The sequence below is a fragment of the Bacillus sp. BS3(2021) genome, from assembly GCF_021043345.1.
In the GTDB taxonomy this organism is placed as follows: domain Bacteria; phylum Bacillota; class Bacilli; order Bacillales; family Bacillaceae; genus Bacillus; species Bacillus paralicheniformis.
Genome location: NZ_JAJNDM010000003.1, coordinates 22,163 through 45,009, shown reverse-complemented (window position 1 = coordinate 45,009; position 22,847 = coordinate 22,163). Strand labels below are relative to the sequence as shown.

The 22,847-nt window shown below is 47.3% G+C and carries 21 protein-coding genes; 16 read left to right on the top strand and 5 right to left on the bottom strand.

Features of this window, described 5'->3' with window-relative positions; translation table 11 throughout:
* Positions 1-3: 3 nt before the first annotated feature.
* A complete protein-coding gene (locus tag LQ247_RS07790; protein WP_023855148.1) occupies positions 4-1,122 on the top strand; it encodes a tripeptidase T in 1,119 nt (372 codons plus the stop codon).
* Between the two features lie 134 nt (positions 1,123-1,256).
* Here LQ247_RS07790 and LQ247_RS07785 read toward each other — a convergent pair whose 3' ends face one another.
* The gene (locus LQ247_RS07785) at positions 1,257-2,042 is read right to left on the bottom strand and encodes a membrane protein insertase YidC (RefSeq protein WP_229078641.1); all 786 of its coding nucleotides are present in this window, start codon (positions 2,040-2,042) and stop codon (positions 1,257-1,259) included.
* Positions 2,043-2,132: 90 nt separating this feature from the next.
* Entirely contained in the window at positions 2,133-2,420 is a 288-nt protein-coding gene (locus LQ247_RS07780) for a hypothetical protein (RefSeq protein WP_020452104.1), read from the bottom strand.
* A gap of 80 nt (positions 2,421-2,500) precedes the next feature.
* Between LQ247_RS07780 and LQ247_RS07775 the strand changes: the two genes are divergently transcribed.
* The 12 genes from LQ247_RS07775 to LQ247_RS07720 all read left to right on the top strand — a co-directional run bounded on the left by LQ247_RS07775 (position 2,501) and on the right by LQ247_RS07720 (position 16,181).
* Entirely contained in the window at positions 2,501-3,757 is a 1,257-nt protein-coding gene (locus LQ247_RS07775; RefSeq protein WP_020452103.1) for a DNA polymerase IV, read from the top strand.
* An 86-nt stretch (positions 3,758-3,843) separates the two neighbouring features.
* Positions 3,844-5,253 carry an NADP-dependent phosphogluconate dehydrogenase gene (gene gndA, locus LQ247_RS07770; protein WP_020452102.1) on the top strand — a complete coding sequence of 470 codons (1,410 nt, stop codon included), beginning with the start codon at positions 3,844-3,846 and terminating at the stop codon, positions 5,251-5,253.
* A 115-nt stretch (positions 5,254-5,368) separates the two neighbouring features.
* Positions 5,369-6,154 carry an SDR family oxidoreductase gene (locus LQ247_RS07765; protein ID WP_020452101.1) on the top strand — a complete coding sequence of 262 codons (786 nt, stop codon included), beginning with the start codon at positions 5,369-5,371 and terminating at the stop codon, positions 6,152-6,154.
* Positions 6,155-6,293: 139 nt separating this feature from the next.
* The gene (locus LQ247_RS07760) at positions 6,294-7,955 is read left to right on the top strand and encodes an alkaline phosphatase (protein ID WP_020452100.1); all 1,662 of its coding nucleotides are present in this window, start codon (positions 6,294-6,296) and stop codon (positions 7,953-7,955) included.
* A 147-nt stretch (positions 7,956-8,102) separates the two neighbouring features.
* On the top strand, positions 8,103-8,411 hold the full coding sequence (locus LQ247_RS07755) for a PTS sugar transporter subunit IIB (RefSeq protein ID WP_020452099.1): 309 nt from the start codon (positions 8,103-8,105) through the stop codon (positions 8,409-8,411).
* Positions 8,412-8,416: 5 nt separating this feature from the next.
* Positions 8,417-8,749 (top strand): PTS lactose/cellobiose transporter subunit IIA, encoded by a 333-nt coding sequence (locus tag LQ247_RS07750; protein WP_025811183.1) that lies wholly within the window; start codon positions 8,417-8,419, stop codon positions 8,747-8,749.
* Between the two features lie 39 nt (positions 8,750-8,788).
* Positions 8,789-10,105, top strand: coding sequence for a PTS cellobiose transporter subunit IIC (gene celB / locus LQ247_RS07745; RefSeq protein WP_035338357.1), 1,317 nt, complete (start codon positions 8,789-8,791; stop codon positions 10,103-10,105).
* Between the two features lie 15 nt (positions 10,106-10,120).
* Positions 10,121-11,536, top strand: coding sequence for a glycoside hydrolase family 1 protein (locus tag LQ247_RS07740; RefSeq protein WP_023855144.1), 1,416 nt, complete (start codon positions 10,121-10,123; stop codon positions 11,534-11,536).
* Between the two features lie 119 nt (positions 11,537-11,655).
* Entirely contained in the window at positions 11,656-12,369 is a 714-nt protein-coding gene (locus LQ247_RS07735) for a GntR family transcriptional regulator (protein ID WP_020452095.1), read from the top strand.
* A gap of 245 nt (positions 12,370-12,614) precedes the next feature.
* A complete protein-coding gene (locus tag LQ247_RS07730) occupies positions 12,615-13,604 on the top strand; it encodes a TAXI family TRAP transporter solute-binding subunit (protein WP_023855143.1) in 990 nt (329 codons plus the stop codon).
* A 101-nt stretch (positions 13,605-13,705) separates the two neighbouring features.
* Positions 13,706-14,224, top strand: a complete 519-nt coding sequence (locus LQ247_RS07725; RefSeq protein ID WP_231005862.1) for a DUF1850 domain-containing protein — start codon at positions 13,706-13,708, stop codon at positions 14,222-14,224.
* Positions 14,217-16,181: a TRAP transporter permease gene (locus tag LQ247_RS07720; RefSeq protein ID WP_101561064.1), complete on the top strand. Its 1,965-nt coding sequence runs from the start codon at positions 14,217-14,219 to the stop codon at positions 16,179-16,181. Before LQ247_RS07725 ends, LQ247_RS07720 begins: the two co-directional genes overlap by 8 nt.
* A 37-nt stretch (positions 16,182-16,218) precedes the next feature.
* Here the strand turns inward: LQ247_RS07720 and zwf are convergent, their stop codons facing one another.
* Positions 16,219-17,682: a glucose-6-phosphate dehydrogenase gene (gene zwf, locus LQ247_RS07715; protein ID WP_031304722.1), complete on the bottom strand. Its 1,464-nt coding sequence runs from the start codon at positions 17,680-17,682 to the stop codon at positions 16,219-16,221.
* 232 nt (positions 17,683-17,914) lie between these two features.
* Between zwf and rnz the strand changes: the two genes are divergently transcribed.
* Positions 17,915-18,838 (top strand): ribonuclease Z, encoded by a 924-nt coding sequence (rnz, locus tag LQ247_RS07710; RefSeq protein WP_025811189.1) that lies wholly within the window; start codon positions 17,915-17,917, stop codon positions 18,836-18,838.
* A 117-nt stretch (positions 18,839-18,955) separates the two neighbouring features.
* Positions 18,956-19,105 (top strand): 50S ribosomal protein L33, encoded by a 150-nt coding sequence (rpmG, locus tag LQ247_RS07705; RefSeq protein WP_003183271.1) that lies wholly within the window; start codon positions 18,956-18,958, stop codon positions 19,103-19,105.
* A 35-nt stretch (positions 19,106-19,140) separates the two neighbouring features.
* Here rpmG and LQ247_RS07700 read toward each other — a convergent pair whose 3' ends face one another.
* Positions 19,141-19,902 (bottom strand): alpha/beta fold hydrolase, encoded by a 762-nt coding sequence (locus LQ247_RS07700; RefSeq protein ID WP_033155092.1) that lies wholly within the window; start codon positions 19,900-19,902, stop codon positions 19,141-19,143.
* A 119-nt stretch (positions 19,903-20,021) separates the two neighbouring features.
* The gene (gene namA / locus LQ247_RS07695) at positions 20,022-21,092 is read right to left on the bottom strand and encodes an NADPH dehydrogenase NamA (RefSeq protein WP_095323518.1); all 1,071 of its coding nucleotides are present in this window, start codon (positions 21,090-21,092) and stop codon (positions 20,022-20,024) included.
* Between the two features lie 136 nt (positions 21,093-21,228).
* Here namA and LQ247_RS07690 point away from each other — a divergent pair, with 136 nt between their 5' ends.
* Positions 21,229-22,833 carry a M20/M25/M40 family metallo-hydrolase gene (locus tag LQ247_RS07690; RefSeq protein ID WP_144498461.1) on the top strand — a complete coding sequence of 535 codons (1,605 nt, stop codon included), beginning with the start codon at positions 21,229-21,231 and terminating at the stop codon, positions 22,831-22,833.
* Positions 22,834-22,847 lie beyond the last annotated feature (14 nt).

Here is a 22,847-nt window from a genome sequence, read left to right as displayed (position 1 = left end):
AGCATGAATGAAAAACGCCTGTTAGAAGAGTTTTTAGAACTTGTGCAAATTGATTCCGAGACAAAACACGAAGCTGATATTTGCAAGGTGCTGAAAGAAAAATTTGCTGCTCTTGGAATGGATGTCGTGGAGGATGACACCGCGCCAAAAACGGGGCACGGAGCGGGAAACCTCGTGTGCACGCTTCCTGGAACGAAAGAGGCGGACACGATTTACTTTACATCCCACATGGATACCGTCGTGCCCGGAAAAGGCGTGAAGCCGGTCATTGAAGACGGATATGTCAAAACAGACGGCACAACGATTTTGGGAGCTGACGACAAAACAGGCCTTGCAGCGATGCTCGAAGCCGTAAAAGTGCTGAAAGAAAAAAACATTCCGCACGGAACGATCCAGTTTATCATTACGGTCGGCGAAGAATCGGGGCTTGTCGGAGCGAAAGCTTTAGACCGATCTCTGATCAAAGCCGATTACGGATATGCGCTTGATTCCGACGGGAAGGTCGGCAATATTATCGTAGCAGCGCCGACACAGGCGAAAATTAGAGCAACTGTCTACGGAAAAACGGCTCATGCCGGAGTAGAGCCGGAAAAAGGAGTCTCCGCGATCACGATCGCTTCAAAAGCGATTGCCAAAATGCCGCTTGGCCGCATCGACGAGGAGACGACGGCTAATATCGGCCGCTTTGAGGGCGGAACGCAAACCAATATCGTCTGCGATCAGGTCGACATTCTCGCTGAAGCCCGTTCGCTTGTTCCGGAAAAAATGGAAAAGCAGACCGAAAAAATGAAGCAGGCGTTTGAAGCAGCCGCCGCTGAAATGGGTGGCAGAGCCGAGGTGGAAATCGAAGTCATGTACCCGGGCTTTAAATACAAAGACGGGGATCTCGTCGTTGAAATCGCCAAAAAAGCCGCCGGGAAAATCGGCCGTCCGTACGAGCTATTAACGAGCGGCGGAGGAAGCGATGCGAACGTCATCGCAGGACACGGCATTCCGACTGTCAACCTTGCAGTCGGATATGAACAAATCCATACGAAAAACGAAAAAATGCCGATTGAGGAACTTGTCAAAACTGCAGAAATGGTTGTTGCCATTATTGAGGAAGTAGCAAACCCGTCATAAAGGCGGGTTTTTACAGGGACCGTTTCAGCTCGAGCCGATGGTTTCAGCGGAAACGGTCACACTACCTGAAGTCGCGATCGAGAAGATGGAAGGGAAACGCAAAAAAGCTTGCGCCTTTAAAGGCGCAAGCTTTTTTATTTTGTAGCCGATTCAGCAGGCTGAATGGCTTTTTTGTTTTTTTGGTAAACTTGATGAAGAACGACGGATTGAATCGTCAGAAGCAGTCCGCTTGTCAGCCAGTACAGCGGCAGGGCTGCAGGGACGTTGATCGAAAAGATCGTCATCATCACAGGGAAAAAGAAGCCCATGATTTTGGCGGACTGCTGAGCCGCCGGATTTGTTTGGGCGTTCTGTGCGTTCAGCTTTTGAGACACATAGAACTGGATAAAATACATGAACCCGGCGCATAAAGATACGATAATATCCGAATGCCCGAGGTTAAACCAGAGAAAAGAGTGTGAAGCAATTTCGGGCGTCGAGCGGATCGCATAATAAAAACCGATCAGGATCGGAAACTGAATCAGCATCGGCAGGCAGCCCATCGCCAGCGGATTGATGTTATGCTTTTGGTAAAGCTGCATCATCTCCTGCTGAATTTCCCTCTGCTTCACAGGATCTTTCGTCTTTTTTAGCTTGCTTTGAATCGCATCCAGCTCAGGTTTGACAAGCGCCATTTTTTCCTGCATGGCCCGCTGTTTTTTATACTGGTTGGCAAACAGCGGAAAGACGAGAACCCGGACGATGATGGTCACAAAAATAATCGACAGTCCGTAGTTTCCGTGGAAAAATCCGGCGATTCCTTTAATCAGCTCTGAAAAAGGCCCCACGACATAGTGTTGGAAGAAGTTGTCGCTTCCTCCGGTACTGCCGGTGGCTGCCGAAGCTTGTTCACCTATAAACATGGTCATGATCAAAAACATTGCAGTCGCAAACAATTGTTTTAATTTCGTGTTCAACACGTTCTCCTCCTTCTGAATAAAAGGGCCCGTCTGCCGGACACCTTTTCCCGTTTAAATTGAAAGAAGAAGGGAACGGTGGTCTTCATCGTCGTTCGATGAAGCTTTCATGCGAATGACTTTACTTATCCATACCGTAATGCGATGATATAGGATGATAAGAAAATCGATTGCAGAAACAAACTGTATTGCATGATATTCTTCAAACCGTTTCGTTTTCCAGCTGTCGCCCGTACTGCAGTCCTTTAGGATGAGGGCGATACCGATCGCCGTCAGTGCGGGAAGGACGATTGTGAAAAACTCAAACAGTAAAAAAGCATCGTTGAAAGATTCAAGAATCATCTATTATCACTTCCGTTTCATTTAACATCTTACTATATGAATGCCGGGATGTCTAATCTGAGTACCAGGAGGGAGCCGTTTTGTCTGCTGATAAACAAAAGGGAAGAGTCATCTTTCATATCGATATGAACAGCTTTTACGCGTCTGTTGAAATGGCGTATGACCCTTCGCTGAAAGGCAGGCCGCTCGCCATCGCGGGAAATGCAAAGGAGCGGAAAGGCATCGTCGTCACGTGCAGCTACGAGGCGAGAGCACGCGGCGTAAAACCGCCTATGCCGCTTTGGGAAGCGAAGCGGCTCTGCCCCGAGCTGATCGTCAAGCCGCCGAATTTCGACCGCTACAGAAGCTCTTCAAGAGAAATGTTTCAAGTGCTCAGGGAGTATACGGACCTTGTCGAGCCCGTTTCCATTGATGAAGGGTACATGGATTTAACGGACACGCCATACAGAAATCGGGCATATGAAACGGCGAAGGAAATTCAAGAGCGCCTTCAAGAAGAACTGCTTCTTCCGTCAAGCATCGGGATCGCTCCGAATAAATTCCTGGCCAAAATGGCTTCGGATATGAAAAAACCGCTCGGCATTACGATATTGAGAAAGCGCGAAGTGCCCCGGATTCTTTGGCCCATGGACATCAGCGAGATGTACGGAGTCGGCCGGAAAACCGCTGAAAAGCTCAAGACGCTTGATATCGGCAAGATCGGCGATTTGGCTGCCGCAGATGAGTATGCTTTAAAGCGCCTCCTAGGTATCAACGGCCCCCGTTTAAAAAGGAGGGCAAACGGCATCGACACCGGAGAGGTGAATCCCGACAGGATATACGAATTCAAAAGCGTCGGCAATTCCTCGACTCTCCCGTATGACAGCACAGATGAGAAGGAATTGTGCGGCCTGATTGACAAGCTTTCCGTCTCAGTAAGCGACAGGCTGAAGCGAAAAGAGGTCATGGCAGCAAAAGTTTTCATCATGATCCGCTTTGCGGATTGGACAAACATAACCAGAAGCAAGACCCTTCTGAATCCGACCGATTCAAGAGAAGATATTGCGAAGGAAGCGAAAGCCCTTTTCAGGCAGCATTGGCACGGAAGCCCTGTCAGACTTTTAGGCGTGACGGGAACAGACCTCGTCAATCGGAAGGAAGCCGTCAAACAGCTTGATTTATTTTCGTTTCATGAGGATGCCAAAGATGAGCCGATCCAAAAAGTGATGGCCGAATTGAATGAAAAATATGGAACAGACCTCATCAAAAAAGGGATCAGGATCGTGAAAAAAGAAAGCAAGACGAGCGGAACAAGCTTTAACAAAGATTTTTTCCAGGACGAGAGACAAGATCAATAGCTTGAAAATGTAGGTCAAAGTGTGGTAATTTCAATTTAAATAAAAATTAAACTAAAATGCTAAACGCTTTAGAAGGGACGTTTGACATGGCAAAACAACAAATAGGTGTAGTTGGTTTAGCAGTAATGGGAAAAAACTTGGCTTTAAACATTGAAAGCCGCGGGTTTACGGTTTCTGTTTACAACAGATCAAGCGAGAAAACGGAAGAGTTTCTGAAAGAAGCCGAAGGCAAAAACGTTGTCGGTACATACAGCATTGAAGAGTTCGTTCAATCTCTTGAAAAACCGCGCAAAATTCTGTTGATGGTCAAAGCTGGAACACCGACAGACGCAACGATTCAATCGCTCCTGCCTCATCTTGAAAAAGGCGACATTTTGATTGACGGCGGAAATACATATTATAAAGATACGCAGAGAAGAAACAGAGAGCTGGCCGAAAGCGGCATTCACTTCATCGGCACCGGTGTTTCCGGCGGTGAGGAAGGCGCTCTGAAAGGTCCTTCTATCATGCCAGGCGGACAAAAAGAAGCCCATGAGCTTGTCAAGCCGATTCTTGAAGCCATTTCTGCAAAAGTAGACGGCGAACCGTGTACGACATACATCGGTCCAGACGGCGCCGGCCATTATGTAAAAATGGTTCATAACGGCATCGAATACGGAGACATGCAGCTGATCTCAGAATCATACTTTATTTTGAAACACATTGTCGGTCTGTCTTCAGATGAGCTTCACGAAGTCTTCTCCGAGTGGAATAAAGGAGAGCTTGACAGCTATCTGATTGAAATCACGGCTGATATTTTCACGAAAAAAGACGAGGAAACTGGCAAGCCGCTCGTTGACGTCATCCTCGATAAAGCAGGTCAAAAAGGCACAGGAAAATGGACGAGCCAAAGCGCTCTTGACCTGGGCGTGCCGCTTCCGATCATTACGGAATCCGTTTTCGCCCGCTTCATTTCTTCCATGAAAGAAGAGCGCGTCAAAGCAAGCAAGCTTCTGACAGGTCCTGAAGCGAAACCGGCCGCCGAGAACAAAGAAGAGCTGATCGAAGCGGTCAGAAAAGCACTCTTCATGAGCAAAATCTGTTCTTACGCACAGGGCTTCGCTCAAATGAAAGCCGCATCAGAAGAATACGGCTGGGATTTGAAATACGGCGATATCGCGATGATCTTCCGCGGAGGATGCATCATCCGCGCGGCGTTCCTGCAAAAAATCAAAGAAGCGTATGACCGCGATCCGGGGCTTGACAACCTGCTTCTTGATCCTTACTTCAAAAATATCGTTGAAGGCTATCAGGGCGCTCTCCGCAAAACGATTTCTCTTGCGGTTGAACAAGGAATTCCTGTACCTTGCTTCTCAAGCGCTCTCGCTTATTTTGACAGCTATCGCACTGCGACATTGCCGGCCAACCTGATTCAGGCGCAGCGCGACTACTTTGGCGCACATACGTATGAGCGTACAGATAAAGAAGGCATTTTCCACACTGAGTGGATGAAATAAGATGTAAAACCGCAAGCTGAAAAGCTTGCGGTTTTTTGATTTCGGAAGGATGCATGTTTAAGCGCTTCTGTGGAAACCTACTCAAAAGAGAGTTTCAATAAGGAGGAATTAACCCATGTATCCGAGTTTAGAGGGAAAAACGGTGGTTATTACAGGGGCGGGTACAGGTCTTGGAAAAGCGATGGCACTTCGCTTCGGTTCTGAAAAAGCCAATGTAGTGATCAATTACTTCAAGGAAGAAGAAAATCCTGAAGAGACGGTGAAGAAAATAGAAAACAGTGGAGCGCGCGCGATTGCCGTTCAAGGAGATGTCTCAAAAGAAGACAATGTAAAAGCGCTGATCAGACAGGCCGTTGACTCATTCGGTTCCGTTGATGTGATGGTGAACAACGCTGGGGTGGAAAATGAAGTACCTTCTGAGGATTTGTCTCTGGAAGACTGGAACCGCGTCATATCAACTAATTTGACAGGGATGTTCTTAGGATGCCGGGAAGCGATCGGCTATATGCTCGATCATAATATTAAAGGCTCGGTCATTAATATGTCGAGCGTCCATCAGCAAATCCCGTGGCCGCATTTTGTCCATTATGCGGCAAGCAAGGGCGGGGCAAAACTGCTGACGGAAACCCTTGCCCTTGAATATGCCCCGAAAGGAATTCGGGTAAATGCGATCGGACCCGGTGCGATCGATACGCCGATTAACGCCGAAAAATTCGCTGATCCCGAATTGAAAAAAGGCGTTGTTGAATTGATTCCGATCGGGTATATCGGAAAGCCGGAGGAAGTCGCGGCTTGCGCGGCCTGGCTCGCATCCGAAGAAGCGAGCTATGTGACGGGCCTGACGCTGTATGTGGACGGCGGAATGACGAAATACCCGGGATTCCAAGCTGGAAAAGGATGAAAAGAAGGCGGGGTGCCTTCTTTTCATCATAAGCCCAAAAAAATTTACATAAGATTAATAGAAAGCAAAAGTGCTGTTTACATAGCAATGATAGTGTAGGTTTGTCAACAAAAAGCGGTTATGGAGGGAGTACATAAGAATGGGTTTCTTACGCAACAGAATCGTCGGCATTACACTGGCAGGCGCAGTCGCTTTAGGATCAGCGGGAACAGGCAGTGCAGCAATGGAAACAGCGAAAAAGAAGGAACAACCAAAGGTGAAAAACGTGATCATGATGGTCATGGATGGAACAAGCTCTTCTGCAACAACATTGGCACGCTGGTATAAAGGCGAACCGCTCGCGATGGACCAGATTGTCAGCGGCGGTGTCCGGACGCATTCGGCAGAATCGGCGATCACTGATTCTGCACCTGCAGCAACTGCGATGGCAACGGGACGAAAATCAAATTCTTCCTATATTGGAGTGCTGCCTTCAAAGGTGAATACACCAGGTGTCGAGAAGGTCGGTAAAAAAGATCAATACCGGCCTGTGGCAAACGTGCTGGAAGGCGCCAAACAGAAGGGAAAAGCAACTGGCATTATTGCAACCTCTGAAATTCAGCATGCCACACCTGCCGGCTATTCCGGCCATCATAAGGACCGCAATAACTTTGAAGTGCTCGGTGAACAGCAGGTTTATCAAAACATGGACGTTGTCCTTGGCGGAGGAAAAGAATCGCTTCAGCCGGGGACAAAGGATAAAAGCCGCAAAGACGGTGAAGACCTTGTCAAAGTGCTCAAAGATAAAAAGTACGATTTTGTTGAAACGAAAGATCAGCTCCTCAAGTCAAAATCGAAAAAAATTTGGGGCGCATTCTCACAGCGCGATCTCGCGTATGACATGGACCGCCGTGCAACGCATCCAGAGCAGCCGACGATTGCGGAGATGACGAAAAAATCGATTCAGACGCTTTCTAAAGACAAGGACGGTTTCTTTTTATTCGTGGAAGGAAGCAAGCCTGACTGGGCAGCGCATCAAAACGATCCGATCGGCATGATCAGCGATGTATTGGCATTTGATAACGCGGTGAAAGAAGCGCTTGAATTCGCTAAAAAAGACAAACATACAATGGTTATTGCCGTCTCAGACCACGGCAACAGCGGCATCTCCATCGGCAACAGCAACACGACGAAAGGCTATGACACAACGCCGGTATCAGCCTATATCGATCCGCTGAAAAAGGCTAAAATGACGGTGGAAGGCGCAACCGGCAAATTAAAAGACGATTTATCGAATATCGAAGAAGCGGCAAAGCTTTACGGACTTGATGATTTAACGCCGGCAGAGAAGGAACAGCTGAAAAGCGTGAAAAACAAAAAAGAAGCGGCTTCATTATTCACCAAGCTGCTCAGCAACCGAGCCAACATCGGATTCACAACAGGCGGTCATACAGGTGAAGATGTCTTCCTGTATTCGTACGGTCCCGAAAAGCCGCAGGGCCTCGTCGATAACACCGGCATCGCTAAAACGATGGCAAAAGCAATGGGCTTCAACTTAGACAAATTAACAAACGAATTATTTATCGAAGCAAAACAGGCATTTAAAAAAGCCGGAGCCAGCGTAACGATCGATCAGAAAGATCCGGCTAATCCAGTTCTTGTCGCATCGCGCAAAAAAGGGAAAGCCGAAATGCCGGTGAACAAAAACCTCATCAGAATCAACGGAAAGGAATATGAATTAGACAGCGTGATTGTTGAAAGCAATGGATCCTTCTACGTGCCGAAGGAAGCAGTTCAGCTGTTCAAAAAATATGCCCGATAATTTGTTTGGCCCCCCTCTTGAAAGAAGAGGGGGTTTTTATTATTCAAAATAAATACATACATTTATTTTTAAATGTCTAGACATATAAAAATAAAAAGATATAATAATAGTTGTGTGAAAGCGCTTTTAATAAAGGAGGATATGACGATGAAAAAGATTTTACTTGCATGCAGTTCGGGTATGTCGACAAGTCTCCTTGTCACCAAGATGGAGGAATACGCGCATTCAATCGGTGACGAGGCAAAAATTTGGGCGGTCGGACAGGACCAGGCAAAAAAAGAGATGGCAGAGGCAAACGTCGTTCTCATCGGCCCGCAAATGAGCTTTTTAAAAGGCGAGCTGCAGAAAGAAGCAGAACAGTACGGTACTAAGGTTGATGTGATTGATATGATGGCTTACGGAATGGCAGACGGAAAGAAAGCTTATGAACAGGCGCTCAGCTTGATCGGAGATTGATGATGATGGGAAAATTAAAACTCGATGAATTAACAGGCGAACAAATTTGCTTTCAGCTCATTCTTCATAGCGGAAACGCCCGCAGCAAAGTCATTCAGTCCATCAGGGCATACCGCGCCGGCAGCGTTCAGAAAGCAGAGGAGCTGCTGCACCAGGCTGAAGCCGATTTGCAGCAGGCCCATGATATTCACTTTCAAATGATTCAAAAAGAAGCGGGCGGGGAAAAAAGTGAGTTCTCTTTGCTGCTCTTGCACGCGGAGGACCATTTGATGTCGACGCTCACGATGAAGGAACTTGTGTCCGAATTATTGGAATTATTCAAAGAGAAAAATCTATGATTCGCACTGTATGGCAAAATCGAAGGGGGATAAGAGACCATGTTTGAAAAATTGAGCAACCTCTTGGTGCCGATTGCCGGGAAGCTGAATAACAACCGGTATTTAGGCGTGCTGAGGGATGCGTTTATGCTGGCTTTTCCGCTCACCATTTTCGGATCGATCATTGTCGTTTTAACCAATTTGCCGTTTCTCAATAAAATGATGAGCAAATCGGCGCTTGAAACGTTCCAGTCGGCTTTAAGCATAGCGCCGAGTGCAACGATCAGCATTATGTCCGTTTTCGTCGTGTTCGGGATCGGGTATTATTTATCCAAAACTTATGAAGTCGAAGCGGTTTTTGGAGGAGTCGTCGCTTTGGCATCGTTCCTTCTGCTGACTCCGTTTGTATTAAACGGCGAAGGAGGGGAAGTGATTCCGAACGTCATCCCGATTGACAGGCTCGGTGCGAAAGGGATGTTCCTCGGAATGATTACCGCCTTTACATCCGCGGAGATTTTCAGATTTTTTGTCCAGAAAAACTATACAATCAAAATGCCCGCCGGCGTTCCACCTGCTGTAGCTAAATCTTTTGCCGCGCTGATTCCGGCGGTGATGACCTTGTCCGTCTACTTGGTCATCAATATCCTTGTGACCCAAGCGTTCAATACGAATATGCACGATTTAATTTACAATCTGGTACAGGCTCCGCTTGTCGGCCTTGGAAGCGGTATCATTCCGACCTTGATTGCTATATTTTTTACTCAGCTTCTCTGGTTTTTCGGACTCCATGGGCAAATTATCATCAACTCTGTTATGGATCCGATCTGGAATACGCTTTCGATCGAAAATTTGAATAGCTATACCGCAACAGGGGAAGTTCCGCATATTATCAATAAGCAGTTTATGGAAGTGTACACCGTCGGAATGGGCGGAACCGGGATGACACTGGCCGTGATTATTGCCATCCTGCTGTTTATGAAGAGCAAGCAAATGAAGCAGGTCGCAAAACTCGGAGCAGCGCCGGGGATTTTCAACGTAAATGAACCGATCATTTTCGGCCTGCCGATCGTCATGAACCCGCTCATTTTTATTCCGTGGGTGATCTCGCCGATGATCGTCACTTTAATTACGTATTTCGCAATGGCGTCCGGGCTTGTGCCGCCGCCGACCGGGGTCACGATTCCTTGGACTGTGCCGATTTTTATCAGCGGAATGATGGCGACCAATTCGCTTGCCGGTGGCATTCTACAGATTGTCAATTTAGCCGTTGTCTTTATGATCTGGTTCCCGTTTTTGAAATTCATCGACCGGATGAATATGAAAAAAGAGCAGGAAATCAATGCAGCGGAACAAGATCAGACAACGCTAGGACTTTAAAAGGAGATTGATGACATGTCAAAAACAGAACTGCAGCTAGAACAAATTCAATACCGTTTTCCAAAAGGCTTCTGGTGGGGGTCGGCGGCATCCGCGACTCAGACTGAAGGAGCGGCGGCTGAAGGAGGCAAAGGAAAGAACATTTGGGATCACTGGTACGAAAAAGAGCCGAACCGATTTTTTGACGGAGTAGGCCCTGAGAAGACTTCGCGTTTTTACGAGACTTACAGAGAAGATATTCAGCTGATGAAGGAGCTCGGCCACAACTCTTTTCGTTTCTCCATTTCGTGGGCCCGTCTGTTTCCTGAAGGAAAAGGGCGGTTGAACGAGGAAGGAGCTGCCTTTTATAACCAAGTCATCGATGAGCTGCTGGCAGCTGGGATCGAGCCTTTTGTCAACCTTTATCATTTTGATATGCCGCTTGCGCTCCAGCATATCGGCGGATGGGAAAACAGGCAAGTCGTCGATCACTTTGTTTCATACGCGGAAACGTGCTTCCGGCTGTACGGGGATCGTGTGAAAAAATGGTTTACCCACAATGAACCGATCGTTCCTGCTGAAGGCGGCTATTTATACGATTTTCATTATCCGAACATCATCGACTTTCAAAAGGCCGTCCAGGTCGCATACCATGAAATTCTTTCAAACGCCAAAGCGGTCGAAGCCTACCGCAGACTCGGAGGCGACGGCAAAATCGGCATCATTTTAAATTTAACGCCATCCTATCCGCGAAGCCAGCACCCGGCAGATGTGAGAGCTTCTGAAATAGCTGACGCTTTCTTTAACCGGTCGTTTCTTGATCCTGCCGTTAAGGGTGAGTTTCCGCAGCTTTTAACAGATATTTTAAAAGAAAAAGGCTATTTGCCTGTCATGGAAGAAGGAGACTTGGAGCTGATCAAAAATCACACTGTCGATCTGCTCGGCATCAATTATTATCAGCCGAGACGGGTGAAAGCGAAGGAGCACATGCCTCATCCGGACGCGCCTTTTATGCCGGAGCGTTTTTTTGACCATTATGAAATGCCCGGACGAAAAATGAACCGCCACCGCGGCTGGGAAATATACGAAAAAGGAATCTATGATATTTTAATGAATGTCAAAGAAAACTATGGAAATATTGAATGCTTTATTTCTGAGAACGGAATGGGTGTTGAAGGAGAAGAGCGTTTCCGTGGCGAAGACGGCATAATCCGCGATGACTACCGAATTGCGTTTATCGAAGAACACTTAAAATGGGTGCACAGAGCGATTCAGGAAGGAGCGAATGTCAAAGGTTATCACCTTTGGACATTCATGGACAACTGGTCATGGACGAACGCCTATAAAAACCGCTACGGATTTGTATCTGTCAACCTTGACAAAAACGGCGAACGAACGATTAAAAAAAGCGGATACTGGTTTAAGAAACTTGCCGAGAACAACGGTTTTTAAAAAGGACTCGGGCTAAAAGATGGTCTGTTGGGCCATCTTTTTATTTCTGCTTCAAAACCGATATAATGATAAGGAAGGTGTTACAAGCATACAGAATCCTTAGTAATGGTGGTTAAAACATGAGAAAATACGAATATATTTCAAACGAAATGAGGAGGCGGATTCAGGAAGAATACTATCCGATTGATCAGCCCATACCTGATGAGCTTTCTCTCGCCAAAGAATTTTCCTGCAGCAGAATGACGATGAAAAGAGCCCTCGATATTCTCGTGTCAGAAGGCATGCTGTACCGCAAGCGCGGACACGGCACCTTCATAGTAAAATCATCGATTCAGCAGCTTCCCGTCAGTGTGACAGACCGCGAAAACCTCGGGCTGACCAAGCTTCTCGCCAATAAACAAATCGAAAGCCGCATCATTCAATTTGATGTCGAATTCCCTTCAGATGAAGTGGCTAAGCAATTGTCAATCGAAAAGACCGTTCCGGTGTATCATATCATCAGGCTCAGAAAGGTTGAAGGCGAACCGTATGTCATTGAAGAAACGTATATGCCTTCGAATGTCATCTCTGAATTAAATGAAGACGTTCTTCACGGCTCCGTTTACCGGCACATCACCGAGACGCTGAAACTGACAATCGCCGGCTCGCACCGGAAGATCAGGGCGGATAAGTCGAATGCGCTCGACCGAGAGTACTTGGAATGCGCCCCTGACGATCCGGTTCTTGAAGTTGAACAGGTCGCTTTTTTAAATACGGGAGAACCGTTTGAATATTCTTTTGCAAGGCATCGCTACGACAAGTTTGTGTTTTCCAGCGTCCATGTTCGGAAATGAAAAACCTGCATAACCGCGGGTTTTTTGTTTTGTCATGCAATCTTCCAGCACGCTGTTCCTCCGAGGAGATCGTGGGCTACCACCGCTTTAGCGGACGGGAATTTCCGAGGCCGTGCGCATATTCAGAACCAGCTGCTCATAAAATTAACTAAATAATTAGAAATAAAACAATATATTGACAACTAATACATTTTTCGTGGTACGATAGGATTGTTATTTGTCCAACAAGCAAAGGGGGAGAATGAATGAAAAAGTGGAAAAGCTTATCATGGATTGTATTGCTACTGACGCTTGTCATGGGATTGGCAGCGTGCGGAAGCGGCAATGCATCAGGAAATAAGGACGGCGGATCTGCGTCAAAAGGATCAGAAAGCTACAGTCTGCTGACAGGGGGAACCGGCGGTACATATTATCCGCTCGGCGGTCAATTTGCAAACCTTTGGGAGGATGCAACAGGAGACAAATTTACGACGCAGACTACAGGTGCTTCTGCTGAAAACATGGCAACTCTGCAAAAAGGGGAAGCTGAGGTCGCTTTTTCTCAGACGGACATTGCCACTTATGCCATAGAAGGCAAAGAAATGTTTAAAGAAAAAATTGAAGGAATCAAGGCGATTGCCGCCCTGTATCCTGAAACTGTACAGATTGTAACAACAGAAAAAAGCGGAATCAATTCGATTGAAGATTTAAAAGGCAAAACGGTTTCCGTGGGTGCTGCGGGTGCAGGGGTCAACATTAATGCCAAGCAGATTTTGGAGGTTCACGGGATGTCTTTTGACGACATCAAACCGCAAAACCTGTCTTTTGAAGAGTCGACAGACGGCATTCAGTCAGGCGCGATCGATGCCGCCTTCATCACGGCTGGAACGCCTACCGGGGCTGTCGAAGGGCTTTCTGCGCAAAATAAAATAAAAATTTTAAATATTGAAAAAGATAAGCAGGAAAAGCTGATGGAAAAGTATCCGTTCTATGCTGAGGATACGATCAAAAAAGGCACCTACGGCATCGGGAGCGATATGAACACGGTCGCTGTCAAAGCGATGCTCGTCGCATCCGACAAGATGGATGAGGACACCGTCTATAAAATGACGAAAGCGCTGTTTGAAGCCGATAAAATCAATCATGCCAAAGGCGAATTTATCAAGCCTGAAACCGCGCTTGAAGGATTGGGCGATATTGAAATTCATCCTGGAGCGGCTAAATATTTCAAAGAAAAAGGGATAGAAAAATCGTAAAGCCGCAGGCAGATAAGCGATGAACAAGCCCGGACAATCGATAGACCGTTGCAATGAAACATCGGTCTATCGTTTTTCTATTCGGCAGGGGATTTGGAAAAATGGGGAAATTTAAAATTGTAAAACGGCTTGTGCCGGCGCTGATCATTGCCGCTTTTGCAACGGCATGCCTGATTCCTTATCAGACCGCTGTCGTGTTCGAGAAAGAGGACAGCGGCGAGATCATCGCTTTTCTTCCCCTCCAAAAGAAGAAAAGCTTTGATGTGATCTATACGCATTCCATCCATCGGACAGAAGTGATCGAATCGTATGTGTGGAAAAAAGGAATGATTCGGCAGACCGCTCTGACCTATCATGATCCGGCCGTCGGGATGCCCGCAAACGCGGAGCAAGGTGAAAGGCTCGTCATCAATAACGGTGTCTATACCATTTCGGATATGAAGAGGACCTTTCCGTTCATTGATATGCGGATCGGAAGGGTGAGGGCGAATCACAGGATCAAGTATTCAGGCGCTGAACATGAGTTAAAGCGGTACATCCGCCCCGGCACATGGACAAGGATGAGTGTCCGAAAACAAAATGTCTTGCAACAACTGAGGGGAGTGAAGATCAATGACTGAGCAGCTTTCGGAAAAAGATCAGCAGGAACTGCTGGAGAAATACGATCCTGAAGCGGGAACGAGAAAGCTCAAAGGGTTGACGGGGGTCATTGCATTTGTCGGCCTGCTCGCTTTTTCTTTGTTTCAATTATACACAGCCATTTTTGGCGTTTTTCCGGCTCAAATTCAAAGGTCGGTTCATTTAGGGTTTGCGCTCGGTCTGATTTTTTTATTGTTTCCGGCGACAAAAGGTTTACGGAAGACCGGCAAATTCAAAGTCGCCTGGTATGACGCAATCTTAGCCGTATTAGGAGCGGGCGTCGGCGCTTATTGGGTCGCCAATTATGAAACGATTGTAGGCGGGATCGGATTGATCACGGAAACGGACTTTTATGTCGGACTGTTGGCCGTCCTGCTCGTATTGGAAGCGACGAGACGTGCTGTCGGGTTGCCGATTACGATCATCGCCGGCCTGTTTCTTTTGTACGGCCTTTACGGCTCGTATCTGCCGGGCTTTTTGTCTCACAACGGCCTGACGCTGGAAAGGCTCGTTCAGACGATGTATTTTACGACGGAAGGAATTTTGGGCACGCCGCTCGCTGTGTCTTCGACATTCATCTTCCTGTTCATCCTGTTCGGTTCATTTCTTGTCAGAACCGGTGTGGGGCAGTATTTTAATGACCTTGCTGTGGCGATCGCCGGACGAAGCACTGGCGGACCGGCAAAAGTCGCGATTTTTTCAAGTGCGCTTCAGGGAACGATCAGCGGAAGCTCTGTCGCCAATGTCGTCACTTCCGGATCGTTTACGATTCCGATGATGAAAAAACTGGGCTATAAAAAAGAATTTGCCGGTGCAGTCGAAGCTTCCGCATCTACAGGCGGGCAGCTGATGCCTCCGATCATGGGAGCCGCCGCCTTTTTAATGGTTGAGTTCATCGGCGGAGGCATTACGTACTGGGATATCGCGAAAGCCGCGATGATCCCGGCTGTTTTGTACTTTACGGGCATCTGGATTATGACCCACTTTGAAGCGAAGCGCCTCGGCCTGCGCGGATTAACGAAAGAAGAAATGCCGAACCGCAAGGAAGTATTCAAAAAGATTTATTTGCTGCTTCCGATCGTTTCGGTCGTCTTTTTGTTAATGTCGGGCATCACGGTCATGCATGCCGCTTTGTATTCGATCGTTCTGGCGATCCTGGTCGGTTTGTTCAACAGGGAAACGCGAATGGGCGTTAAAGGGATTGTGCTGGCTCTCGCGGAAGGAGCGAGAATGGCGCTTTCCGTTGCGGCGGCAACGGCAGCTGCCGGCATCATCGTCGGAGTCGTCACAAAGACGGGTCTCGGCCTCAAACTTGCAAACGGCCTGCTCGATTTGGCAGGAGGCGCATTGCTGCCTTCGCTCTTTTTGACAATGATCGCCGCTCTTGTTCTCGGAATGGGATCGCCGACGACGGCAAACTATGTAATTACGTCAACGATTGCCGCACCAGCCTTGATTTTGCTGAATGTTCCTGATCTGTCGGCCCACTTGTTCGTGTTTTATTTCGGCATCGTAGCTGACATTACACCGCCCGTTGCTTTGGCCGCATTTGCCGCCGCCGGTGTTGCGGGAGGAGAGCCGATCAGAACGGGGATCAATTCAGCAAAGCTTGCGATTGCCGCTTTTATCATCCCGTATGTATTCGTCCTGTCTCCGGAGCTTCTCATGATTGACGCACATTGGTATGAAATTCTCTGGGTGATCTTTACCGCATTGTCCGGAATGATTGCCATCGGTGCGGGCATGATTGGATTCTGGATGAGAAAAGTGTTCTGGTTTGAAAGAATAATGGCGGCTGCCAGCGGTCTTCTGCTGATTTATCCGGAGGGCTATTCCGACATAATCGGTCTCGGCATATTCCTTCTGTTGTTCGTTCTTCAGCTGATGTGGAAGCGGGACAAAAGCCATCCAGAAGAAATGCAGGCCTTAAAAGCATAAATAAAAAAACAGCCTTCAATGTGAAGGCTGTTTTTTATTAAAGCGGCCACCAATGAAAGCCGTCTTTTGCGAGCAGGTCATCAGAAGCTTTCGGTCCCATAGAGCCCGCCTCATAGTTAGGGGAAAGGGTTTTGTTTTCCTCCCAGTTTTGAGAAATCGCATCAACAAAACTCCAGGAAAGCGCAACTTCATCCCAGTGGGCAAAGTTTGTCGCGTCTCCGTGCAAACAGTCCAAAATCAGCTTTTCATAAGCTTCAGGCGTGTTGATGCCGTCCCCGCAGTTATGGCAGTAGTCGAGCTTGATCGGCTGGGCAAAAGTGCCGCCTCCAAGCTTCCTTGCGTTTAAATGAAGGGTGATGCCTTCATCCGGTTGAATATGGATCACCAGCAGGTTAGGATGCATCGTGTTGCCGTTTCCGTAATAAAGATTCATCGGAATGTCTTTAAATTGGACGACAATCTGGGTTGATTTTTTCTGCATCCGTTTCCCTGTCCGGATGTAGAACGGCACACCGGCCCATCTGAAGTTGTCGATCAGCAGTTTGCCGGCAACGAACGTTTCCGTATTGGACTCTTTTGCTACATTTTGCTCATCGCGATAAGCCGGAACCTGTTTTTCGTCAACGACACCCGCGTCATACTGGCCGCGCACAAAAAACTGATCGACTTCGTCTTTTCGAATCGGACGAAGGGCTCTGAGCACCTTCACTTTTTCGCTGCGGATCTCTTCCGTGTTCAGCTTGATCGGCGGTTCCATCGCAAGCAGCGCCACCATTTGAAGAATGTGGTTTTGAACCATGTCTCGAAGCGCACCGGATTTTTCATAATATCTCGCTCTGTCTTCCACACCCAAATCTTCACTTGACGTGATTTGAATGTTCGAGATGTATCTGTTTGTCCAAAGCGGCTCAAAAATCGCGTTGGCAAAGCGGATGACTTCGATGTTCTGCACCATTTGCTTTCCTAGATAATGGTCAATCCGATAGATTTGATCTTCTGTAAAGGCTTCACGAATTTCCTGATTCAAGGATTTTGCGCTCGGCAGATCATGTCCGAAAGGCTTCTCGATCACGAGCCTTGACCAGCCTGTTGTTGAAGTGACACCCTCTGATTTTAGGAACTTTGCAATCGTTCCGAAGAATTCAGGAGCCATCGCTAAGTAAAACATCCGGTTATTCGGAATATCATATGTACTTTCCAGCTTCTCTAAAAGTTCGTTCAATTCCCGGTATGAGCCGGAATTTGTAACATCAAAAGGATGATAGTAGAAGTGAGATGTAAACTCGTCTACATCCTTTTCGTTTAACGGAAACTTCGAAACCGATTGCTGTACGGTACTGCGAAAGTCTTCATTTGTCCAAGGGCGTCTGCCGACTCCGACAACCGCGAATTCATTCCCGATTTGTCCGTTTTCGTAGAGCCTGTGGATAGAAGGATATAGTTTTCGTTTTGCCAAATCCCCTGTTGCGCCAAATATTACGATAACTGCTTTTGGTTCCATTTGATCTTTTTTCAATTAAACGTACCTCACTTTATTCGAAGCTAAGTTTATTTTCTTCATTTTAAAGCTAATAATCCCTTAAAGCAAACATTTGAGATCGAATCGTATGAAAAGTTTACTGAAAACGGGCAGGGTATTTAGTTGCATAGCATGGCGTGAAGCCGGCGTTTCTTTTTTCTCAGACTTCCTGTATGCTTGTGATAGATGAAGTTTTTAGCAGGAGGAAAGGATATTGGAGTTATTATTTTTAGGAACGGGAGCAGGCATCCCCGCAAAAACGAGGAATGTCACATCCGTTGCATTGAAGCTTTTAGAAGAAAGGCGGTCTGTTTGGCTGTTTGACTGCGGGGAGGCCACACAGCATCAAATTTTACATACATCGATCAAGCCCAGAAAAATTGAAAAGATTTTTATTACCCATCTTCACGGCGATCATGTATACGGGCTTCCGGGTCTTGTCAGCAGCCGCTCTTTCCAGGGAGGAGAAGGTCCGCTGACCGTGTACGGACCGCAAGGAATCAAAACGTTTCTTGAAACGGCGCTTGACGTATCGGGGACGCATGTCACATATCCGCTTGTGATTAAGGAGATTGAAGAAGGGACAGTCTTTGAAGATGACCAGTTTATCGTGACGGCGAGAAGCGTATCTCACGGCATCCCCGCTTTTGGATACCGCGTGCAGGAAAAAGATGTTCCAGGCGCACTTGACGCCGAAGCGCTGAAACAGACTGGAGTCTCGCCTGGCCCTGTTTATCAAAAGCTGAAAAACGGGGAGACTGTCACATTGGAAGATGGCCGGAAGATTCGCGGTGCAGACTTTATCGGACCGCCGAAAAAAGGGCGGATTGTCGCTTTTTCCGGAGATACGAGGCCATGCGAGAATGTGAAGAAGCTTGCCGAAAAAGCCGATGTCCTCATCCATGAAGCAACATTTGCGAAAGGCGACAGGGAGCTTGCCGGAGACTATTATCACAGCACTTCAGAACAAGCGGCGGAAACAGCGCGGGAGGCCTGCGCAAAAGAACTGATTTTAACCCATATCAGTGCAAGATACCAGGGGGAAAACGTGCTTGAACTGGTCAATGAAGCGAAAGCGATCTTTCCTGATACCGTGGCAGCTTTTGACTTTTATGAGCATGAGATCAAAAGAACTTAATTGGCATTCGAAGCTTCTTTGTTCCGGCAATGCGGGACGGGAAGCTTTTTTTGTTGACACGGTTTTAAAATGGTGTATAATAAAGCGTAATCATTACGTTTTGATAAGGAGGACAACATGAGAGTCAAAATTACATTGGCGTGTACTGAAACGGGGGACCGCAATTATATTACGACAAAAAACAAACGTACAAATCCGGATCGCCTGGAATTGAAAAAATATTCTCCGCGTCTGAAAAGGCACACGATACACCGAGAAACAAAATAACAAAAAACCAGCAGAATGTCTGCTGGTTTTTTTGTTTAATTGGCGGCTTGATAAGCGTATGTTTGCTGCTGTGCGGCATACCACACATCATAGATCGCAAGCTGGACGATGTGGGGCTCATCATGATGGATCAAATGCGAACTGTTTTTCGCTTGAATCCAGCCGCTTTGATGCGAAAGAGACAGCAGTCTGCTGTGAAGCTTCAGCCACTCGTGATGAGCCTGTTTCGCCGCCTCCGTTCTTTTTCCAGCCGAAAGGACGAGCAAAGGAACCGAACCGAGGTGTTTCTTTTCCTGCTTCAGAATGTCCAGGCTTTGTTGGAAGTCCTCATGGGACCCTTCGATCGAAAACTGTTTGCTGTAGTCTTCTTTTAATGTTTCCGGAAGAAGAGGCAGCACTGTTTCCTCCTGATCTTCACAAGCGGGATCAAGCAGCACCATGCCGATGACTTCATCGCTGTACCGGCTTGCAAACAACCTTGCAATGACGGCGCCGAACGAATGGGCAACAAACAGGTATGGCGGTTTGACGCCTGCTGCTGCAAGCAGAGCTTTTAGTTCCTTCACCATCTGATCCGCTGTTCTTTTGCTGCTGCTCGGCCCGCTGTTGCCAAGGCCTGCACGGTCGTATGCAAACAAGCCGAGATCTTCGTCTATATCGGGTAAAATGGGCTGCCAAGTCTTTGAAGAAGAACCGTAGTCCGCTTCAAAAATAATGGTTGCGTTCTTTTTTCCTTTTCTCTGCTTTGTGTAAAACATGCATCCTTCAACTGTATATATTCTTTCCGTTATGGTCATAGAGGTCATCCTCTCTCTGTATATGGTGTTCTATTAGGAAAGACGCACGAACAAGGATGTTCGTTTCTCACGAGTTTGAAAAAAAGAAATATCCCGCCTTGAGGCGGGATATCAGCAACTTACCAGGCTCTGTCGTACTGAACAGGTCCTTCAATTTTTGTGTTCAGCTGTTTGGCAGCGGTTTTCGGCCAGTATGGATCTCTCAGCAGCTCTCGCGCAACGAAAATGAGATCTGCGCGTCCATTTTGGAGGATTTCCTCAGCTTGAAGGCCGCTTGTGATCAACCCGACTGCACCTGTCTGGATTTCGGCTTGGGCGCGAATTGTATCGGCGAAGCCGACTTGATAGCCCGGGAAGACGTTGATGTCGGCAGGCACGACTGCACCGGAGCTGACATCGATCAAATCAACGCCCTGTTCTTTCATCCATTTGGCGAAACCGACATAATCGGCGACATCAAGGCCTTTTGTTTTGTAGTCTGAAGCTGAAACGCGTACGAACAATGGTCCGTCCCAGACTTCTTTTACAGCGTCGATGACTTCGCGAAGCAGCCTGTAGCGGTTTTCCGGTGATCCGCCATATTCATCCTCGCGTTTGTTGGAAAGCGGTGATAAAAATTCGTTGATCAAATATCCGTGGGCCCCATGAATCTCAATGATGTCAAAGCCGGCGGCTTTCGCGCGTTCAGCTCCTTTTTTGAAAGCCTGAACGGTTTCTTTTATGTCTTCTTTTGTCATTTCAACAGGTGTTCGCGAATTTTCGTCGAAAGGAAGAGCTGAAGGCCCGTAGATTGTACCTTCGACCTCGGCTTTTCTTCCGGCGTGTGCCAGCTGAATCGCCGTTTTGCTGCCGTACGGCTTGATTTGTGACGTTAATGCGGCAAGTCCGTCAATATGCGCGTCATCCCATATACCAAGATCCTGATCGGAGATTCTGCCCTCTGGGGTGACGGCGGTAGCTTCTACCATGATCAGTCCGACTTGTCCGACGGCGCGGGAGATGTAGTGGGTCATGTGGAACGGCTGCACTTTTCCATCCTTTTCATGGGAGGAATACATGCACATCGGCGACATGACAATCCGGTTTTTTAGTGTAACTCCTTTTAAACTCCATGGTGTGAACAGTTTTCGATTACTCAAATTTTTTCGCCTCCCGTAAGTTTTCGCCTCGATTATACCAATTCTGCCCATTCACGTCATATAAACTGCTCAAGTCATTTCCATATGTAAGAATGTTCAGTACAATAAAGTTGTTCACATTCTATTTTTTACTAAATACGATATTTGCATACACCTGCGGAAAACAGCGAAAGAGGGGGTTTGCTTTGTGAAGTGGCAGACAGTGGAAGAACTGAAACAGCTGCTCATTTCTCTAGTTCAATACGAAAGCATCTCAGACACGGCCGGAGAAGTGGCGCTTGCGAAGTATATGCATGATTTATTAAAAGACCGTTCGTACTTTCAAAAGAATCCTGAGTATTTAAAGCTTCACCCGATGGAAGACGGGCGTTATTTTCTAACCGCCCTCGTCAAAAAGGAAGAGAAATCAAATACGGTGCTCCTCTTGAGCCATTTTGACGTGGTCGATACGGCAGACTACGGCGAATTCAAACATACGGCATGCAAAGTCCCAGAACTCATGGATGTATTAAATGATAAAAAAGAACTTTTGCCTGAACGGGTCAGAAGTGACTTGGAAAGCGGCGAGTGGCTGTTTGGAAGGGGAAGCATGGACATGAAAGCGGGTCTTGCTGTTCAATTTTCGATGCTGGAACGGGCGATGAACGGAGAATTTGACGGAAACCTTCTATTAATTACGGTTCCGGACGAAGAAGTCAACTCACAGGGGATGCTTGAAGCTGTACCCGCACTGAAAGCTTTAGAAGAGGAATTTGGCCTTCATTATACATCATGCTTAAATTGTGAGCCGATGTTTGAAAAGCATCCGGGAGATCAGAAGCAATACGTCTATTCAGGCAGCATCGGCAAAGCGCTTGCCGGATTTTTCTGCAAAGGGATTGAGACGCATGTCGGCGAGCCGTTTGCAGGGGTGAATGCGAATTTAATGGTGTCCGAAATCAACAGGCTGCTCGAATTAAACGTTGACTATTGCGAAGAAGCGGATGGAGAAGTGACGCCTCCCCCGGCCAATCTGATGCAAAAAGATTTGAAGGAAGCGTACTCGGTTCAGACTCCTCACGCAGCGGTGTCGCTCTTTAATGTGCTGATGATGGAGCGTTCCGCCGCCGAGCTCCATCACATGCTGCTTGACACAGCCAAGGAAGCGGCCGCCAATATTCAAACAAATATTGAGCGTAAAACGGCCGAATATCAGCGATTTGAAGCATTCACGCCAATGAATCCGACCGTTTCCGTGCTGACGTTTGAGGAGCTGTGGAACAAAGCAAAGGAAAAGGCCGGGAAGTCCGAGGCGGAGCGCATACTCAACTTTGCATTTGCCAACAGGGGGAAGCTTGGAGACCGCGATTTTTCAACGAAAATCGTGTCTGAATTGGCTTCGCTCTGCAAAGAAGATGCTCCGATGATCGTTCTGTTTTACAGTCCGCCGTTTTATCCGGCTGTTTCTTCAAAGGACGATCCTTTGATCCGAAAGGTGATAAAAGATGTGAAACAGTATGCGGCCGACAGGTACGGTATTGAATTTACAGAAGTCCAATATTTTCCCGGCCTGTCCGATTTAAGCTACCTTCAGCTGCAAAAGCAGTCTGTCGATGCGTTCACATCCAATATGCCGCTGTTTCAACACGGCTATTCATTGCCTAAAGGACGAGAAAACGCACTGTTTGTGCCGGTCATCAATATCGGGCCGGCCGGCAAAGACCCTCATAAATGGACGGAACGCCTCCATGTGCCGTTTTCATTCGGAAAGCTGCCCGATATCCTCCGGCTGGCGATACACAAGCTTCTCTGAGTATACGGACGGGG

Excerpts from the sequence above, each read along its gene's own strand:
- LQ247_RS07700 (WP_033155092.1), bottom strand. The coding sequence starts at position 19,902 with ATGACCATAACGGAAAGAATATATACAGTTGAAGGATGCATGTTTTAC.
- LQ247_RS07765 (WP_020452101.1), top strand. The coding sequence starts at position 5,369 with ATGTATCCGAGTTTAGAGGGAAAAACGGTGGTTATTACAGGGGCGGGT.
- celB (WP_035338357.1), top strand. The coding sequence starts at position 8,789 with ATGTTTGAAAAATTGAGCAACCTCTTGGTGCCGATTGCCGGGAAGCTG.
- LQ247_RS07760 (WP_020452100.1), top strand. The coding sequence starts at position 6,294 with ATGGGTTTCTTACGCAACAGAATCGTCGGCATTACACTGGCAGGCGCA.
- LQ247_RS07730 (WP_023855143.1), top strand. The coding sequence starts at position 12,615 with ATGAAAAAGTGGAAAAGCTTATCATGGATTGTATTGCTACTGACGCTT.
- LQ247_RS07720 (WP_101561064.1), top strand. The coding sequence starts at position 14,217 with ATGACTGAGCAGCTTTCGGAAAAAGATCAGCAGGAACTGCTGGAGAAA.
- LQ247_RS07785 (WP_229078641.1), bottom strand. The coding sequence starts at position 2,042 with ATGTTTTTGATCATGACCATGTTTATAGGTGAACAAGCTTCGGCAGCC.
- LQ247_RS07735 (WP_020452095.1), top strand. The coding sequence starts at position 11,656 with ATGAGAAAATACGAATATATTTCAAACGAAATGAGGAGGCGGATTCAG.
- namA (WP_095323518.1), bottom strand. The coding sequence starts at position 21,092 with ATGGGCAGAATTGGTATAATCGAGGCGAAAACTTACGGGAGGCGAAAA.
- rpmG (WP_003183271.1), top strand. The coding sequence starts at position 18,956 with ATGAGAGTCAAAATTACATTGGCGTGTACTGAAACGGGGGACCGCAAT.
- gndA (WP_020452102.1), top strand. The coding sequence starts at position 3,844 with ATGGCAAAACAACAAATAGGTGTAGTTGGTTTAGCAGTAATGGGAAAA.
- LQ247_RS07790 (WP_023855148.1), top strand. The coding sequence starts at position 4 with ATGAATGAAAAACGCCTGTTAGAAGAGTTTTTAGAACTTGTGCAAATT.
- LQ247_RS07755 (WP_020452099.1), top strand. The coding sequence starts at position 8,103 with ATGAAAAAGATTTTACTTGCATGCAGTTCGGGTATGTCGACAAGTCTC.
- LQ247_RS07750 (WP_025811183.1), top strand. The coding sequence starts at position 8,417 with ATGGGAAAATTAAAACTCGATGAATTAACAGGCGAACAAATTTGCTTT.
- LQ247_RS07725 (WP_231005862.1), top strand. The coding sequence starts at position 13,706 with ATGGGGAAATTTAAAATTGTAAAACGGCTTGTGCCGGCGCTGATCATT.
- LQ247_RS07780 (WP_020452104.1), bottom strand. The coding sequence starts at position 2,420 with ATGATTCTTGAATCTTTCAACGATGCTTTTTTACTGTTTGAGTTTTTC.
- LQ247_RS07740 (WP_023855144.1), top strand. The coding sequence starts at position 10,121 with ATGTCAAAAACAGAACTGCAGCTAGAACAAATTCAATACCGTTTTCCA.
- zwf (WP_031304722.1), bottom strand. The coding sequence starts at position 17,682 with ATGGAACCAAAAGCAGTTATCGTAATATTTGGCGCAACAGGGGATTTG.